General features: G+C 45.2%; 13 protein-coding genes, 1 tRNA gene and 4 pseudogenes. 16 read left to right on the top strand and 2 right to left on the bottom strand.

All coding sequences use genetic code 11. The features are described from left to right. The first annotated feature begins 1 nt into the window (after position 1). From CK1_RS02365 to CK1_RS02380, 4 genes are all read left to right on the top strand, one after another. Positions 2-1,066 carry a DUF6077 domain-containing protein gene (locus CK1_RS02365; RefSeq protein ID WP_015524719.1) on the top strand — a complete coding sequence of 355 codons (1,065 nt, stop codon included), beginning with the start codon at positions 2-4 and terminating at the stop codon, positions 1,064-1,066. A 34-nt stretch (positions 1,067-1,100) separates the two neighbouring features. Next, on the top strand, positions 1,101-1,931 hold the full coding sequence (locus CK1_RS02370) for a hypothetical protein (protein WP_015524720.1): 831 nt from the start codon (positions 1,101-1,103) through the stop codon (positions 1,929-1,931). 206 nt (positions 1,932-2,137) lie between these two features. After that, a tRNA-Arg gene (locus CK1_RS02375) sits at positions 2,138-2,209 on the top strand. Between the two features lie 57 nt (positions 2,210-2,266). After that, entirely contained in the window at positions 2,267-3,187 is a 921-nt protein-coding gene (locus tag CK1_RS02380) for an SH3 domain-containing protein (protein WP_022426066.1), read from the top strand. Here the strand turns inward: CK1_RS02380 and CK1_RS02385 are convergent. Continuing rightward, positions 3,072-3,788 (bottom strand): N-acetylmuramoyl-L-alanine amidase family protein, encoded by a 717-nt coding sequence (locus tag CK1_RS02385; RefSeq protein WP_306288695.1) that lies wholly within the window; start codon positions 3,786-3,788, stop codon positions 3,072-3,074. The two genes, CK1_RS02380 and CK1_RS02385, sit on opposite strands and share 116 nt — an antisense overlap. 112 nt (positions 3,789-3,900) lie before the next feature. On the opposite strand from CK1_RS02385, the gene CK1_RS17880 reads away from it, so the two are divergent. The 10 genes and pseudogenes from CK1_RS17880 (at position 3,901) to CK1_RS02430 (ending at position 12,591) form a co-directional block, all read left to right on the top strand. Beyond that, a complete protein-coding gene (locus tag CK1_RS17880; RefSeq protein WP_015524723.1) occupies positions 3,901-4,107 on the top strand; it encodes a S4 domain-containing protein in 207 nt (68 codons plus the stop codon). 43 nt (positions 4,108-4,150) lie between these two features. After that, positions 4,151-4,501: pseudogene (locus CK1_RS17885) on the top strand (pseudouridine synthase); the annotation flags it as partial. Positions 4,502-4,657: 156 nt separating this feature from the next. Beyond that, positions 4,658-6,596, top strand: a pseudogene (gene ligA / locus CK1_RS02395) (NAD-dependent DNA ligase LigA). 91 nt (positions 6,597-6,687) lie between these two features. Continuing rightward, a complete protein-coding gene (gene metA, locus CK1_RS02400; protein WP_015524726.1) occupies positions 6,688-7,620 on the top strand; it encodes a homoserine O-acetyltransferase MetA in 933 nt (310 codons plus the stop codon). Between the two features lie 326 nt (positions 7,621-7,946). Then, positions 7,947-8,765, top strand: a complete 819-nt coding sequence (locus tag CK1_RS02405; RefSeq protein WP_015524727.1) for a methyltetrahydrofolate cobalamin methyltransferase — start codon at positions 7,947-7,949, stop codon at positions 8,763-8,765. Between the two features lie 50 nt (positions 8,766-8,815). Further along, entirely contained in the window at positions 8,816-9,448 is a 633-nt protein-coding gene (locus tag CK1_RS02410) for a cobalamin B12-binding domain-containing protein (protein ID WP_015524728.1), read from the top strand. Between the two features lie 91 nt (positions 9,449-9,539). Further along, positions 9,540-10,052: a 2Fe-2S iron-sulfur cluster-binding protein gene (locus tag CK1_RS02415; protein WP_015524729.1), complete on the top strand. Its 513-nt coding sequence runs from the start codon at positions 9,540-9,542 to the stop codon at positions 10,050-10,052. Between the two features lie 26 nt (positions 10,053-10,078). Then, the gene (locus CK1_RS02420) at positions 10,079-11,239 is read left to right on the top strand and encodes an ASKHA domain-containing protein (protein WP_015524730.1); all 1,161 of its coding nucleotides are present in this window, start codon (positions 10,079-10,081) and stop codon (positions 11,237-11,239) included. Between the two features lie 121 nt (positions 11,240-11,360). Then, positions 11,361-11,794 (top strand): annotated as a pseudogene (locus CK1_RS02425) (DUF2284 domain-containing protein). Between the two features lie 102 nt (positions 11,795-11,896). Then, positions 11,897-12,591: pseudogene (locus tag CK1_RS02430) on the top strand (arylamine N-acetyltransferase family protein). 20 nt (positions 12,592-12,611) lie between these two features. Here the strand turns inward: CK1_RS02430 and CK1_RS02435 are convergent. Continuing rightward, positions 12,612-14,192 (bottom strand): PucR family transcriptional regulator, encoded by a 1,581-nt coding sequence (locus CK1_RS02435; RefSeq protein WP_288161664.1) that lies wholly within the window; start codon positions 14,190-14,192, stop codon positions 12,612-12,614. Between the two features lie 261 nt (positions 14,193-14,453). On the opposite strand from CK1_RS02435, the gene CK1_RS02440 reads away from it, so the two are divergent. After that, positions 14,454-15,854, top strand: a complete 1,401-nt coding sequence (locus CK1_RS02440) for an MFS transporter (RefSeq protein WP_015524735.1) — start codon at positions 14,454-14,456, stop codon at positions 15,852-15,854. Positions 15,855-15,908: 54 nt separating this feature from the next. Further along, positions 15,909-16,922: a uroporphyrinogen decarboxylase family protein gene (locus CK1_RS02445; RefSeq protein WP_015524736.1), complete on the top strand. Its 1,014-nt coding sequence runs from the start codon at positions 15,909-15,911 to the stop codon at positions 16,920-16,922. The last annotated feature ends 132 nt before the right edge of the window (positions 16,923-17,054 follow it).

Genomic DNA, 17,054 nt, shown 5'->3' on the forward strand with positions numbered 1-17,054 from the left:
AATGCAGGAGCTAATACTGGCAATTGCCGGACTGATCCTGGAACTGCTGGTATTTTTCTGTGCAGGAAGTCTGCTGACACGGATACTGAAAATGAAGGCGGAAGTAACCATGGAACTGGTCTTGGGATATCTTCTGTATTTTGCGGTTTTTGAGATACTTGCAGTTCCTATGACACTGAAATGGGTAAAACTGAGTACCTTTTCGTATCTGTGGATGGTGATCATGGCAGCTTGTGTACTGGCAGCATGTCTGTTTGCGCATAAACTTTGGAAGGGACAGCTGGACCGGATAGGAGAAACATTTCGGAAGCATTCACTGCTGCTGCTTTTGACCGCTGCGGCAGTGATCCTGCAGTGTTTTCTGGTGGCTACATATCAGGACGTTACTGCAGATGCAACACATTATATTGGTGCAGTAAGCACTTCTGTGTATACAGACACTCTTGCCCGATACAGTCCGCTTACCGGTGTTATCCAGAGAAATTTTAATCTCCGCTATGATCTTTCTGCATATCCGATGAACAATGCGGTGTGGTGTGTCCTTCTGGGCATCCACCCGATCGTTCAGTCCAAGGTCGTGATGTCTGTGATCAACATGCTGATGATCAATCTTCTGATCTACCAGATCGGAAAAAGCTTTTTTCGTGGAGATGAAAAAAAAGCAGACCTGATGGTTCTTTTTGTGTGTCTGATGCAATTGTTTTCTTTTTCTATCTATACAACAGGAACCTTTGCGTTTATGCGGGTTTATGAAGGGAAGGCCCTGCTGGCAAATATTTCCATTCCGGCAGCGCTTCTGGTAAGTATACGGCTCTGGCTCAACAAAGATGGCAGAAATAAAGAGAGCTGGGTGCTGCTTTTCATTGCTGCAGTCAGTGCGTTGACGTTTTCAGGATCCTCCCTTATTTATCCTGCGGTAGTCAGTACGGCGATCCTTCCGGTGATGGTGCTGAAGAAAAAGATTTCCTACGCGATTCCCTATGCGCTTTGTATGCTGCCGGGATTTTTGTATGCCCTGGTTTATTTTTCGGCGAAGCTTGGATGGATCGCATTTCCGGCATCATAGGAAACTGGGAAGATACTATGGATAGGAGAAGAAAATGGCGGGAGTAACGATCGAAGAACTGGGACTGCGTTTTGTGCAGATCTGTATGGAAAATTACTGGAGTGGCTGTCTGCTGCCTGTATTTTTTCTGGCAGGTATACTCTGGGATATTTTTTACCGCAGGAGAAAAGAATCCAGAGTGTTCCTGTATTATCTAGTCTTTCTGGCACTTACGGTATATAATCCGGTTCTTGTAAAATATGTGATACCAAAGGTACATTTTGAAAGTGAATATTATCGTTTTATCTGGATCCTTCCGGTGATCCCGGGTGCTGCCTATTATGCTGTACGGATCGTAGAAGCGGTAAGGTTTCGATGGCTGAAGGCTGTAACAGCGTTGATCCTTGCGGCAGTGATCGTCACTACGGGGACACCTGTTCCCGGCATTGCAAAAGATTATGTGATGGCGGAAAACATCTATAAAGTCCCGAATGAGCTGCGCTCAGTATGCGATGTGATCCATCAGGACTGCGATAAAGAACAACCCAAGGTTGTTTTTGACAATGAGCTGAATCTGGTGGCTAGACAGTATGATCCGTCACTGATCCTTGTTCTGGATCGTAATTTTATCCTGTATCGTGCAGGAAGTACTGTGGTAGGAAACTACGAAAACAGCAAGGCCTACCAGATCCAGAAAGTGATCATGGATGTGATCAGTTATCAGATGGATGTAGGGATCGATAAGTTCCGGCAGGTATTGAAAAGAACGGAAACCGATTATCTCGTTCTTCCGGTAGATCTTACAAATCATGACTATATCCGTCAGGCAGGATGTACCCCTATTGCACAGACAGAAAAATATGTGGTATACAGGTTTGAAGGGTGAATGTGTTCGCCCTTCTGGCCTGGAAAAATGACTAAAGTGCGTAAAACGATACGGAGAACGGAGTGAACAGCAACCATAAAATGTGTGATGAATATGTACTGTTTAAAAAATCTTTACAATTTCATGGATTTGTGTTAAAATCATAAACAATGTAAACCTACTTTGATAATTTCATACCTGAATTTAGAAGTTATGTTTTTCATTATGCACCTGTAGCTCAGTGGATAGAGCAGTGGTTTCCGGTACCATGTGCGGGGGTTCGATTCCCTTCAGGTGTGTTACCCGGAACAGTGGGAATTGTTCCGGCGTGTTGTTATGATAAGGAGGACAAGAACTTGGATGATTTCAGAGAATGGTTATCAGATAACCTTCGCTATTTTATGTTAGGCGGAGCCATTCTGGTGATCGTGCTTGTTCTGATCTTTGGCGTCCGCGCCTGTGTTGGAGGTAAGAAGGGGAATTCCAATAAAGATCAGACAACAGCCCAAAGTAACCAGGAAAATGATCCTTCTTCTCCGGCAAATGATGGGGAGACAGACGAGAAGAAAGACGCCAGTTCCGCGGCAGATACGGATGCGGAGACAACCATGGAAAAAGCCAGCACGGAAGTAACCGAGCTGATTCAGAGCTATTATAAAGCTTTTGGGGAAAAAGACATTGCAACACTTAAGACGATTGAGGACGGATTTACGCCGGCTGACGAGTCGCAGATTAATTCAAGGGATTATATTGATGGGTATGAAGTACAGAATGTTTACGCTAAGAAGGGACTGACGGACGATTCGTATGTCGTTTATGTAGTCTTTAATTATATCTGTACTGGAATTGAGACTCCGGTTCCGGCACTGAGCCAGTTTTATGTGGAGACGGGCAGTGACGGCAATCTGAAGATCAAAGGTGGTGCTGATGACGATGCAGATATCAGTGCCTATGTGAAAAAACTGGAATCTGAGAAGGATGTGCAGGAGCTTATCACAAAGGTAAAGACGGACTATGAAGCTGCGCAGGAGAGTGATCCCTCTCTGGCAGAATTCCTTCAGGGCCTTGGTGAAGATGCCAGTGCTTCCGCAGATGCAGGAACAATGCTTACAGTTACAGAGGATTGTAATGTTCGTGCTTCCGCAGATTCAGAGGGTGAGGTTATCGGTGGTTTTTCTGCAGGAACGGAAGTTGAAAAGAAAGGGCAGGAAGGCGACTGGATACAGGTTGATTATGATGGACAGACCGGTTATGTCTATAGTGGTCTGTTAGAATAATAAGGGTTAATAAAATGCAGGTTCCGGAAGAACCTGCATTTTTGTTGCTCTGATATAACGAAAGATCATTTTTTGAGTGAACCGTCTGCTGCCAATGTGTATTTTTTCCATTTACGGTGATGGTTCCGATCTGCATGATTCCGTCTTCGTCCAGATAATAACGTTTTTTGCCTAGGGTGATCCAGCCGGTCTGCATGATTCCGTCCTTATTGAAATAATATCGATGACTATCTGTGTCGGTAAGCCATCCGGTATAGGCGGTTCCGTCAACCATAAATTTCCAGTTGGTGCCATCCGGTGTCCAGACTCCGTTTTCTGCCTCCGGCGAAACCTTTTCTGTTTCGGGAATCTCTGTGGGAACAGGAGACGGTGTGGCGGAAGGTGAGGGAGCGCCGGAAAATATCGATGCATCTGTATGGTGATCGCGATCTGAACTTGGTTCAATAGTCGAAATATCGCTGGTATTTATGGAAACTACGGAAGTACTGCTGCTTTCAAAAGGACCGGCCGATGACTGGGTAAAGAGAATACCGCAGATCAGACACAGGAAAACAGCGACAAAGATCAGCAGCCGGTTCATACGTGGAGTATGCTCTGACATGATTTTCCTCCTGATATTTAAGTATATTTCTGTTTATCATACAATAATGAGCAAGAAAATACAAGAAAAATAACCGGTTGCGAACACGTGGGAAAAAATATATAATAGAACAATGGACGAAAAAATCAGAATCAATAAATATTTAAGCGATATAGGAGTCTGCTCAAGAAGAGAGGCAGACCGCCTGACAGAAGCGGGGAGGGTTACTGTCAATGGAGAACTGGTTTCCACAGGAATGAAGATCCTTCCGGATGCGGAGATCTGTATTGACGGAAAGCCTGTAAAAAACAGGAAAAAAGATCCTGCTTCTTTTTCATAAACCAAAAGGGATTGTCTGCAGTACCAAGCAGCAGCGGAATGAGATGACAGTAACAGAATATCTGGATTATCCGGTGCGGATCTATCCCATAGGACGGCTGGATAAAGATTCCGAAGGACTGCTTCTCCTTACCAATGAAGGAGATCTGGTGAACCGTATCATGAAGGCGGGGAACTACCATGAAAAGGAATATCAGGTGACCGTGAATAAACCGGTGACAGAAGAATTTATCCGTGGTATGGGCGGCGGAGTGCCGATCCTTGATACGGTCACACGTCCCTGCAAGGTTACAAAAACAGGGAAAAACAGTTTTCGTATCATCCTTACCCAGGGTCTGAACCGCCAGATCCGTCGTATGTGTGAATATTTCGGATATAAAGTCGTAACACTGAAACGTGTTCGGATCATGAATCTGTATATTGATGGCCTGGAAGAGGGGAAATATCGTGAGATCCGGCCGGAAGAACGAAAAGAACTGGAGGAGATGCTTTCCTCCGAAAAATCAGAAAAAAGGACGGGAGGAAGCCATGAACGAATCATCCATAAAAAAATGAAAGAGCTGGGAGAAAAGCTCCGGGAAGCGTCCAGGGCCTATTATCAGGAAGACAGGGAGATCATGTCCAACGTGGAGTACGACGCCCTGTACGACACTCTGAGCGCACTGGAGAAAGAAACAGGGATCGTTCTGGCAGACAGTCCAACCGTTAATGTAGGATATGAGGCAGTGGAGCAGCTCCCCAAGGAGGAACATGAGAGACCGATGCTGTCTCTGGATAAGACCAAAGAGAGAGAAGCTTTGAGAGAGTTTATCGGGGAACATCCTACACTTTTATCCTGGAAGCTGGATGGCTTAACGATCGTGCTTACCTATGAAAACGGAGAGCTTATAAAGGCAGTTACCAGAGGAAATGGTATTGTGGGAGAGGTTATTACCAATAATGCCAGAGTATTTAAGAACATACCTTTGAAAATTTCTTTTAAAGGGAGACTGGTACTTCGCGGAGAAGCCATCATTACTTATTCGGATTTTGAAAAGATCAACGAAACCATCGGAGATGCAGATGCCAAATACAAAAATCCCAGAAATCTCTGCAGTGGTTCTGTCCGCCAGCTGAATAACGAAATTACAGCGAAGAGAAACGTACGGTTTTATGCTTTTTCTTTAGTGAGTGCGGAAGGCGTGGATTTCCGGAATTCCAGGGAGGTGCAGTTCCGGTGGCTGAATGAACAGGGCTTTGAGGTTGTGGAATATCGAAAAGTCACAGCGGAAACTCTGGATGAAGCGATGGATTACTTTGCGGAAGCAGTTACGACCAATGATTTTCCGTCAGATGGGCTTGTGGCATTGTATGATGATATTGCTTACGGAGAATCTCTGGGAACTACAGCCAAGTTTCCAAGGAACGCCATGGCATTTAAATGGGCCGATGAGATGCGTGATACGAGACTTCTGGAGATTGAGTGGAGCCCGTCCAGGACCGGACTGATCAATCCGGTAGCAATTTTTGAGCCGGTGGAACTGGAAGGAACCACAGTGAGCAGGGCCAGTGTGCATAACATCAGTATCATGAAGGAACTGAAGCTGGGGATCGGAGATACCATTCGTGTATACAAAGCAAATATGATCATTCCTCAGATCGCGGAAAATCTGACCGGAAGCGGTAATGCACCGATCCCGCATACCTGCCCGGCCTGCGGACAGGAAACGGTAGTGAAGAAAGAAAACGATGTGGAATGTCTTTTCTGCGTCAATCCGGGGTGCCCGGCCAAGAAGATCAAATCCTTTGGGCTTTTTTACAAGCAGGGATGCCATGAATATCGACGGACTTTCCGAGGCAACACTGGAGAAATTTATTGCCAGGGGATTTATCCATGACTTTGGCGATATTTTTGAGATCAGCCGGTATAAAGATGAGATCGTGGAAATGGAAGGCTTTGGGCAGAAATCCTATGATAATCTTATGGAAAGTCTGGAACGGGCGAAAGAGACTACACTTCCAAGAGTGATCTACAGTCTTGGGATCGCAAATATCGGTCTGGCTAATGCAAAGGTGATCTGCCGTCATTTTGACAATGATCTGGACAGGATACGTCATGCCAGTCTGGAAGAGGTCAGTGATATTGATACCATCGGGCCGGTCATTGCCGGAAATCTGGTAGCTTATTTTAGGGATGAGGATAATGATCGCCGCCTGGATCATCTGATGAGCTTTCTTCATATTCAGGAGGACAGTCCCAAACAGGAACAGATCTTTGAAGGAATGAATTTTGTGATCACAGGAAGTCTGGTGCACTTTGGAAATCGAAGTGAGGCCAAAGAGCTGATCGAATCCCTGGGAGGCAAGGTTACCGGTTCAGTTACCAAAAAGACCAATTATCTGATCAATAACGACATCCAGTCCAATTCATCCAAAAACAAAAAGGCAAGAGAACTGGGGATTCCGATCCTTTCAGAAGAAGATTTTCGGAAACTTGCCGGAGTGCAGTAAAGGCCGTACAGACTGGAGATACTTTTTATCTGAAGAAAAAAGCCGAGCGGCTCCTTTATAAGAGACGCTTTATATATAAGGAGGGCAAACAATGCCGATCAAAACACAGGGGGATCTTCCGGTAAAGGAGATCCTGGAGAGAGAAAATATATTTGTAATGGACGAAAAACGTGCCATGCACCAGGATATCCGTCCGATCCATATTCTGATCCTGAATCTGATGCCGCTGAAAGAAGAAACAGAGCTGCAGCTTCTGCGTTCTCTTTCCAATACACCGCTGCAGGTGGATGTGACATTTATGGCTGTGGAGAGCCATGAAGCCAAGAATACATCTCTCAGCCATCTGAACAAGTTTTATGAAACATTCACCGATATAAAGAAACGTAAATTTGATGGAATGATCATCACAGGAGCACCGGTGGAGCAGATGCCTTTTGAGGAAGTGGATTACTGGAATGAGCTGACTGAGATTATGGATTGGACTGAGAAGCATGTGACTTCCACGATCTTTCTCTGTTGGGCAGCGCAGGCCAGTCTTTATCATTTTTATGGCCTGGAGAAAAAACCTCTGGATAAGAAAATGTTCGGACTTTTCCAGCACAGGGTACTGAACCGTAAGATCCCGCTGGTCCGGGGCTTTGATGATGTATTTCTTGCGCCGCATTCCAGACACACAGAAGTTCCTATTGCAGATATCCATGCATGCAAAGACCTTACGGTCCTGGCGGAAAGCGAAGAGGCTGGTCTGTTCCTTGCAATGGCAGAGGGAGGACGTAAAATCTTTGTTATGGGACATCCGGAATACGACCGCGTGACTTTGGATGGCGAATATAAGAGAGACCTTGCCAAGGGTCTGCCTATTGAAATCCCGAAGAACTATTACAAAGATGACGATCCAAACAACAAACCACTCCTCACCTGGAGGGCCCATGCCAACAACCTGTATACGAACTGGTTGAATTATTACGTATACCAGAGTACTCCGTATGACCTGTACGGGACACCGGATTTCAGGGAAATTTAAGGAATATGAAATAAGTGTTAGCATAAGCTCATAAATCGTAGACAAAGCTATGATTTATGGGCTTATTTTAGATTGCTGCTTACGAAGGTCTTTCCTAAAAAACATTCCTACAAAATGTAGGAATAAATGCAATGTTTATGGTATGAAATGCGGCTGGTTTTTTGCATTTATTTTGATACAATCATTATATGAAAGACATGGAACTGAAATAAGAATTCCTGGTTACTGTTCATTGGTAATATTCTGCGAAGCGTGTTACTGAGAACGGAATGAACAGTAACAATTCTTGATGCAGGCCAGAATATGTTAACGGGAGGATAAATAGTATGATAATCATAGGTGAAAAAATCAATGGATCCATCCCCTCTGTGGCGGAGGCGATCGCAAACAGAGATGCAGAATTCATCAAGCAGCGGGCACTTGCTCAGGCAAACTCAGGAGCAAGCTATATCGATTGTTGCGCATCTGTTCCGGAAGCAGAAGAAGTAGAAACCTTGAAATGGATGATCGGCTGTATTCAGGAAGTGACAGATCTTCCGATTTCCGTAGACAGTCCCAGCGCAGATGTTCTTACAGAAGCTTACAAATTCTGCAGAAAACCGGGTATTTTTAACTCTGTATCCGGTGAGGGAGATAAGATCGATAAGATTTTTCCTCTTATGGCACAGCCTGAAAATAAAGGGTGGCAGGTTATCGCACTTCTAAGCGATGATACAGGTATCCCCAAAAGTGCGGAAGACAGACTGAAGGTATTTGACAAGATCATGGCAAAAGCGAAAGAGTACGGAATTTCACCGGATCGTATCCATATTGATCCATTGGTTGAGATGCTCTGTACATCTGAAGATGGTATTGCGATGAACGTGGAAGTAATTTCAAGTGTCCGTAAACAGTATCCGATGATCCACATTACAGCGGCGATCAGCAACATTTCCTTCAATCTGCCGGTACGTAAGCTTATCAATTTCGGATTTGTGGTACTTGCAATGAATGCCGGCCTTGACAGTGCGATCATGGATCCTACAAACAGAGATATGCTTGGACTTGTATATGCAACAGAGGCATTGCTTGGTCTGGATGATTACTGTATGGAATACATCGGAGCATACAGAGAAGGTCTGATCGGACCTGTAAAAAATAAATAAAACGCATATGCGGAATGCGGATAAAAAATAAAAAGCGGAGGTGTTTGATTATGTCAAAAATCACAGAAGTAGCAGAATTGGTAGAAAAAGGAAAAGCAAAACTTGTAGGTGCAGCTGTACAGTCAGCTCTTGATGAAGGCTGTGAGGCAACAGAGATTCTTAACAGCATGATCGATGCAATGGCTGTTGTAGGTGAAAGATTTAAGAACGGAGAAATCTTTGTTCCGGAAATGCTGGTAGCAGCCCGTGCAATGAAAAAGGGTGTTGAGGTTCTGAAACCGCATCTTGCATCCGGCGCTACAGGAAGTATGGGAAAACTTATCATCGCTACTGTAGCAGGAGATCTTCATGATATCGGAAAGAATCTTGTTGCAATGATGATCGAAAGTGCCGGCTTTGAAGTTATTGATCTCGGTGTTGATGTACCTGCATCGAAGGTTATTGAATGTTACAAAGAAAATCCGGATGTTAAGGTAATTGCACTTTCAGCGCTGCTCACAACTACAATGCCGGCTCTGAAGGATACAGTTGCAGCACTTAATGCGGAAGATTTCAGAAGCAATGTTAAGATCATGGTTGGAGGAGCACCGATCACGAAGGAGTTTGCAGATGAGATCGGCGCAGATGGATATTCAGAAGATGCAGCAAGCGCAGCAGTTCTTGCAAAAGCTTTGGCAGCATAAGGGAAAATAAAACGGGCCGCTCTGTATTGTCTGTGCATGGCATAGACGGCAGAGCGGCTTTTGCTTTACAGTGACCATCGGAGGGATGAAAATGTACCGAATAAAATTTATCAGGGAGGAAAAGGAGATCCTGGTGGAACCGGGTACCAGGATCCTTGAGGCGGAAAGAAAAGCAAAGCTGGTTCCTGATGCACCCTGCGGAGGCCGGGGAAAGTGCGGGAAATGTCGTGTTAAAATAGAAGATCACATGGTGCTTGCATGTCAGACGGAAATCCATAGTGACCTTGAAGTAGATACATTGTCCGGATGCCAGGAAGAGGAGATCCTTACAGAAGGAATGCAGAGACCGGTTGCGTTCAGGCCTGATCTGAAACAGAAAAAAGTGATTCTTAAGAAACCGGAGACAGGAGACAACCGCTCTGAATGGGAGCGGCTGACAGAACAGCTGGATGTGGAAAAACCTGTTCTGCCTGATACTGAAATTGCATCGAAGCTTTACGGCTGCAGAAAAGAAGCAGAAGAATGGTATGTGATCTGTGCAGGAAATGAGATCCTGGATATCAGCAGAGAAGAGAAAAAATCTGTTTTGCGGCTTTTGATATAGGTACCACGACGGTGGTCGGCTATCTTATGGATGCATTGACCGGGAAGCAGCTGGCTCTCAAGAGCAGAATGAACCCACAGACTCAGTATGGCGCAGATGTGATCATGCGGGCGGATCATGCTCTGGAGCATGGCGTAGAGCAGCTGACCGGCTGCATACGGAATGCGGTTGATGAAATGCTCCAGGAACTGGCAGAGGAAGCAGGAAGAAGCACATTAGATATCTGTCAGGTATCTGTGGTAGGAAATACCTGCATGCATCATCTTTTTCTTGGGATTTCTCCGGCATCGCTGGTCCATGCACCGTATAATCCGGCGATCAGTCAGGGGCTTACACTGAATGCAGAGCAATATGGGCTCCATATCCACAGAAAGGGGCAGCTGCTTATGCTGCCTGATATAGCCGGGTATGTAGGGGCAGATACCTGTGGCTGCATTTTGGCGCTCAGACAGGATCAGCAGAACGAGATCAGCCTTATGATCGATATTGGAACGAACGGGGAGATGGTCCTTGGAAATAAAACGAGATTAGCCTGCTGTTCAACAGCTGCCGGTCCGGCATTTGAAGGTGCAAAGATCGAGTGCGGGATGCGCGGAGGAGCAGGAGCAGTAGATCATGTAGTATACAAAGATGGAAAATGGGAATACACGACTATAGGAAATAAGGCTCCGGCAGGCTTATGCGGTTCAGGTCTGATCGATCTTGTGGCACAGCTGTACCTGGCTGGCTTTATTGATGAAAGTGGTCATCTGGAAAGCGGCCAGGAAAAGGCGGGAGTGTTTGTGCTGGTACCTCCGGAAAAGTCGGGAAATGACAGGGGCGTTTATCTGACACAGAAGGATATCGGAGAGGTGCAGCTGGCAAAAGCGGCTATCGCAGCAGGAATTTTTCTTCTTATGAAAAGACTGGAGATCACAGAAAAGGATATTAAACGGGTCTATCTTGCCGGTGCATTCGGCAATTACATGAATCCGGAAAGTGCGGCGGCGATCGGGATGTTCCCGGCTGAGCTGCTGCCCAGGATACAGCCGGTGGGAAATGCGGCAGGCGAAGGTGCCAGGATCGCACTCCTGAATGAAGAGGAAAGAAAAGAAATGGATCGAACTGTCAAAAATATGGATTTTGTGGAGCTGGCAGCTTCGCCGGAGTTCCAGGACTGTTTTGTGGATGGCTTATGCTTTCCGTAATGCGAGGAGAATGGATATGCTTAATATAAAAGAACTGGAAGAAATGGGAAAAAAGGCAGGATTTTCTTATGTAGCGCTTCTGAAGAGCGATTCGATCCAGCTTATGCCGGAGGTAAGGGAAATGTGCAAAAATAATACCTGCCATATGTATGCAAAACGCTGGAGCTGTCCTCCCGGATGCGGAGATCTTGAAGTATGCAGAAAAAGATAGAAAAGTACAGGGAAGGCATTATTGTCCAGACAGTGGGGAAACTGGAGGATCCTTTGGACGGAGAGACGATGATGGAGACCGAAGCGGTTCATAAACAGAATTTTTATGAATTTGAAAAAATGCTCAGAGAAAGATGGCCGGGCATGCTCCCCATAGGGGCCGGGTGCTGTACAAAATGTAAAACGTGTACATATCCGGATGCTCCATGCCGTTTCCCCGAACAGGCATTTTCTTCGATGGAAGCCTATGGAATGCTGGTAACACAGGTATGCCAGGCAAATGGTCTGGAATACTATTATGGTCCCTGTACGATCGCCTATACCAGCTGTTATCTTCTTGAATAGAACAGGAGTGAAAAAATGAATGACAGAGAACGGGAGGCATATCTGAACAGGATCGGATATGAGGGTGAATTAAGAACAGATAAAAAATGTCTGGAAAAGATAATGGACCTTCATCTTTGCAGTATTCCCTTTGAAAATCTGGAAGTTTTTGACGAGGGAAGGATTCCTTCTCTGAAGTGGGAAGATATTTATGAGAAGATCATTGTCAGAAAACGAGGTGGATATTGCTTTGAGTTGAATAAATTGTTTTATGAGCTTCTGAAAGCTTTGGATTTCCGTGTGATCCCTGTGGCGGTAAGGATATTGTGGAACCGGGAAGAGCTTCCGCCGGTCCTGCACCGGGCAACCCTTGTTATTTTTGAGGAAGGAAGCTATTACTGTGATGTAGGATACGGAGGTCCCGGTCCCAAGAAGCCGGTTCTTATGAAGGATGGTATCCACAGAGAAAAAACGGATGGTACCGTGTTAACATGAAGCCGGGAAATACAAACGGAGAGATACTTGTTGAACGAAGGAAAGAAGAAAAATATCTGCCAATACTCAGATTTTCACAGACTCCTACAGTAGAAGCAGATTTTGAACTGCTGAATTTCTATTGTGCAAAATCTCCAGATGTATTAATTACCAGAAAAAGAGTGGTGAGCATCTGCAGACCGGAAGGAAGTGTTGCGCTGACCGGGGATGTTCTTACGATCCAGAAGGAAGATGGATCCATTGAAACGAAAATAAGCGATTCGGAAGAAACCATCAGGCTATGGATGGAACATTATTTCGGATTGGAGTTTTTACAGATATAAACAGAAAAAGGACCAGGTTGTCAGGTGACAGTCTGGTCCTTTTCCTGCAGAAGAAAGCAGAGCTGCAGAAGAAGCCGGTCTTTCGGATTATCCAGATCAATCTTTGTGAGCTTCTGGATGCGCTCCAGACGGTAGGTCAGGGAACTTCTATGTATAAAAAGCTCACGGGCTGTCTGAAGAGAATTGCGTTCATGCTCCAGATAGACCTTGAGTGTGTGACACAGCTCAGTATTGTTTTTTCGGTCATAATTCTGCAGTGCATCCAGCCGTGAAGAGACCAGAAGCTCGGGACTGATCTGATGGCTGATCTGGGAAAGCATATATTCCAGAAGATAAGCATCAAAATGATAGCACCAGGCCATGCTCTGACTTTTTTTGCCCAGGCGCAAGGCGGAAACAGCCTGAATATATCCCTGAGGGATCAGGAGAAAATCACGAAATTCAGAGCTTACTCCCATTTTAAAAAGCCCTTCGCGCAGGATGATCGCAAGTGAACTGATAACATCGGAAGATACAGAGTGCTTAAAGGACAGATTAACGATCACAACGATTCCCTGCTGATAGGTAAAGGCCAGACCTTCCGGGATCTGGGCTTCAATGTGTCCCAGTGTGGCGATGGAAGAGTGCATACGGTCATCCTGCTGCTGGGTTTCCAGACGAAGTACAAGATACCGGTCATGGCGATTCCAGTTCAGATACTGGATCTGATCGGTAACTGCCTGTAGTTCTGTGAGCTTTCCGGAAAGATACTCCGTGAAAAACTGCCGGGAGTCATTTCCCATTGAAATTTGGAACAGATTGTGCCGACGGATGCACAGCTCGATAAAGGAGCCAAGATACTCAAGAGCAGAAAAATGTCCGGGCTGTATCTCCGTCTGGAGCTCATCCACACAAAGCCGGCCCTGATAATTGCCGCTGACCCAGAGATTCATGTAGAGGATACGGTAACCGCGGAGCTCTTCGGAATAAATATTGGCGCCGTGGGTGATAAGTGTGCGCTGGTATTCGGCGTCAAGCTTGAAATCCTGAATCAGGCTTAAAGGTGCGATGAGTCTTCCTGTACGCTGGTCATGGACCCATTCGGACATACCGGTTACGTGCCGGGGAGAAGAAAGGATATAAAAGTTGGTGTCGTGGGCAAAAACCGGATTATGAAATATATCCAGACTGGCTTCCAGCATCTCATTCAGCGGATCGATACTTCCAAGTGCAAGCTGGAGTTTACTGTCCCAGTCAGAATATCTGTCAAAGGTCTGCTGTATTTGGTTGAAGACCTCAGAAAAAGAAAGGGTTCCCTTAATGTGAAGGATCCTGCAGCTTTCGGAAAAGCAGGAAAGATCACCGGAGCCCACCACTACAAATGCGATGTTCTGGTATCGCAGGAAGCTTTCGGAAAGAGAATTGCCGAAGACAAGATAAAGGTAGCATGGCTTCAGCAGGGCTCCTGCCTGATATATGCGAAGACCATCCAGCGTCAGGGGGTCTTCACGGCAGAGGATGGAAACATCCTCTTTTTTCTCCGCAAAATCGTCAGCAATGATCTGGAGATTAAGATGGAAGCCTGTATGCGGGCTATTCACGAAATGCTCTCTTTTGTTCAAAATATTTCCTCCAATTCATAAAAGCCTTGTATTTATAGGAAATTATAACATATTAGACGGAAAATAAAAAGAAAACAGAGAGGGAATTATTTGTGCATATTTACAATAATAACTGTACAAAAAGTATGAAGCATTGGAGAAAGAATGAAGAAGTGTGCGGATTTACGAACAAGAAAAAAACAACTATACTGTAATCATCAAAGGTAACGTGAAGTTGTGGAAATGGCCGGCCCCACAAAAAACAGCGAAGGGGGAAAGAAAATGAGTAAAAATGAAATACCGAAACAAGATCCGAAACAGAAAAAGGGTCTTACAAATGCCCTGAAATATTTCTTTGGTGTTGGTGATGCCGGATTTGTTCTTATGAGTAATATCGAGACATTTTACTTTATGACATTTCTGACGGATCTGGCTGGTTTTGCAGCTGGTGTAGCTGGTGTGATCAATTCCGTATTTACCATTGTTGATGCATGTCTGTCCTGGCTTTACGGAGGAATCATCAATGGCACAAAAGCAAAGAAATGGGGGCGTTATCGTTCCTGGCTGATCATGGTTCCGTGGATGGTGCCGTTTCTGTACGCATTCATGTTCATACGTGTCAGTGATAATGAATGGCTTTCGGCAGTGGTGATCATTGCCGCATCCATCGCATCTCATGTGGCATGGAATTTCAGCTATGTTGCCAATGCAACCCTGATCAGTATTGTTGGTAAAACACCGGAAGACAAAGCAACGCTTGCATCCTCCAGGGCAACCTGGAATAACATAGGCGGTCTGTTGTTTTCCTATATGGGTCTTCCATTTGCAACACTTCTTGCCGGATATGTCGGTGAGAAAAATAAATTTGCAGCAGCAGCTTTCTGCCTGGGTATTCTGATGGTCGTAACCTATTTCGCCCATTTCAAGATGACGGAAGGCTATGAAGAGATTGAAACGGAAACAGCAGGAAAGAAAAATGACAAAACAAAGATCACGATCAGAGAGATGTTTGCTTCCCTGTTTCAGAATCCGCCTCTTATGGTCCTGATGCTGGCAGACCTTGCAAAATGGTGTGTGAAATTTGTGACAGCAGCATCTGCTATTTACTATTTCAGGGATGCAATGGGAAATCCGGGACTGATGACCACTTATCTTCTCTGTGTTGCTATCGGTGCCATCATCGGAGCTTTTTCCATGAGATACATTGCAAAAGCAATATCGTCCCGTACAACTATGATCATTGCTTATGCAGGAATGGCAGTATCACTGTTCCTTGTATATATTTTCTATGGAAATGTAATGACAGTGATCGCTCTTATGACACTTGCCCAGTTCTTCTATGGCATGGCTTTTGCAGCTTCACCTGCACTTTATGCTGACACTGTAGTGTATGCAACATGGAAGAGCGGAAAAGATGCATCCGGATGGATCATGGGATTACAGAATCTTCCGCTGAAAATTGCCGTGTTCTTAAGAGGAACGATTCTCAGCGCCTGTCTTGTGGCGGTAGGCTGGAAATCTGGAGTTGTTCTTGAGGGGACGGCTCGTCAGGGAATGACGATTTCCTTTGCACTTGTTCCGGCTATTTTCTGTCTGGCAGGTCTTCTGCTTCTGGTGTTTGGATTTAAGATCACAAAGGAAAAGGTTCTTCAGTATCAGGCTGAGATTGACGCAAGATCATAAAGATAAGTGATCGGGTATTTCGAAAGATCACAGGATAATAAAGGAGGAAGCATTATGTTGAAAGCATCGGAGATTTTACTTGAAACGATAAAAAAGGATGGCAGGCCGGAACGACTTCTGAGACAGTATGAGGGTGCGACCTTTTACCCGCCGAACCCGGCAAATAATTATGTGCGTGGAAACCGTCACCGTGGTATGGAGCCTATGAAGGATCTTTTCGGAACTGAGATCCTCTGGCCCCAGGAACAGCTGGCTGCAATGCCACATGTAACAGAGGACAACAAGGTCATTGATGATATCACAGAATGGAAAGAGCAGCTGGTGATCCCGGATATTGTCGGTCAGTGCTCGGATCCGGCTTTATGGGAACCATTTAAACAGAAGGCACAGGAGATAAAGGATTCAGGAAGCCTTTTCATGGCATTTATGCCTACAGGTGTTTTTGAGAGGCTTCACTTCCTGATGGGATTTGAGGATATGCTGGTGAACTTCCTTCTTGAGCCGGAGGATATGATGGATCTCTGCAATGCCATTGGGGAGTACCGGTTCCAGCTTACAAAGCTGATCGTTGATAATCTCCACCCGGATATCATCCTTTCCCACGATGACTGGGGTTCCAAGCAGTCCCTGTTCATCAGTCCGGACACATGGAGAGAATTTATCAAACCACAGTATGAAAGATCCTATAAATATATGAAAGACCATGGAGTGATCGTCATGCATCACGCAGATTCCTTCATGGAACCGATCATAGAGGATATGGTTGATCTTGGGATTGACATCTGGCAGGGAACACTTCCGCAGAATGATATTCCGAAGCTCCAGAAACAGCTGAACGGAAGAATGACACTTATGGGCGGAATCGATGCTTCGATCGTAGACCGAGTGGATTCCACAGAAGAAGAGATCCGCAAGGAGGTCAGAAGAGCATGTGAGGAGTATGCACCACACGGACATTTCATTCCATGTATTACCTATGGAGGTCCCGGTTGTCTGTTCCCTCATGTAGATTCAATTATTGATGACGAGATTGAAAAATATAATAAAGAGGTATATGGAATTCATTAAAAGCGCCAATTGAATAAAAAGAACCTCAAGGTATGATTGAGTTGCATCTTGGCGGATGTAAACAAAACAAGCAAGCACTGGAGGTTCCAAATGAATTATACACAATTATACACAGAATGAAAAGATTGAGCA

This window comes from Ruminococcus sp. SR1/5, from assembly GCF_000209835.1.
GTDB lineage: Bacteria > Bacillota > Clostridia > Lachnospirales > Lachnospiraceae > Blautia_A > Blautia_A fusiformis.

Coding starts and splice junctions, on each gene's coding strand:
- CK1_RS02365 (WP_015524719.1), top strand. CDS start 2: ATGCAGGAGCTAATACTGGCAATTGCCGGACTGATCCTGGAACTGCTG.
- CK1_RS02370 (WP_015524720.1), top strand. CDS start 1,101: ATGGCGGGAGTAACGATCGAAGAACTGGGACTGCGTTTTGTGCAGATC.
- CK1_RS02385 (WP_306288695.1), bottom strand. CDS start 3,788: ATGTCAGAGCATACTCCACGTATGAACCGGCTGCTGATCTTTGTCGCT.
- CK1_RS17880 (WP_015524723.1), top strand. CDS start 3,901: ATGGACGAAAAAATCAGAATCAATAAATATTTAAGCGATATAGGAGTC.
- metA (WP_015524726.1), top strand. CDS start 6,688: ATGCCGATCAAAACACAGGGGGATCTTCCGGTAAAGGAGATCCTGGAG.
- CK1_RS02405 (WP_015524727.1), top strand. CDS start 7,947: ATGATAATCATAGGTGAAAAAATCAATGGATCCATCCCCTCTGTGGCG.
- CK1_RS02410 (WP_015524728.1), top strand. CDS start 8,816: ATGTCAAAAATCACAGAAGTAGCAGAATTGGTAGAAAAAGGAAAAGCA.
- CK1_RS02415 (WP_015524729.1), top strand. CDS start 9,540: ATGTACCGAATAAAATTTATCAGGGAGGAAAAGGAGATCCTGGTGGAA.
- CK1_RS02420 (WP_015524730.1), top strand. CDS start 10,079: ATGGATGCATTGACCGGGAAGCAGCTGGCTCTCAAGAGCAGAATGAAC.
- CK1_RS02440 (WP_015524735.1), top strand. CDS start 14,454: ATGAGTAAAAATGAAATACCGAAACAAGATCCGAAACAGAAAAAGGGT.
- CK1_RS02445 (WP_015524736.1), top strand. CDS start 15,909: ATGTTGAAAGCATCGGAGATTTTACTTGAAACGATAAAAAAGGATGGC.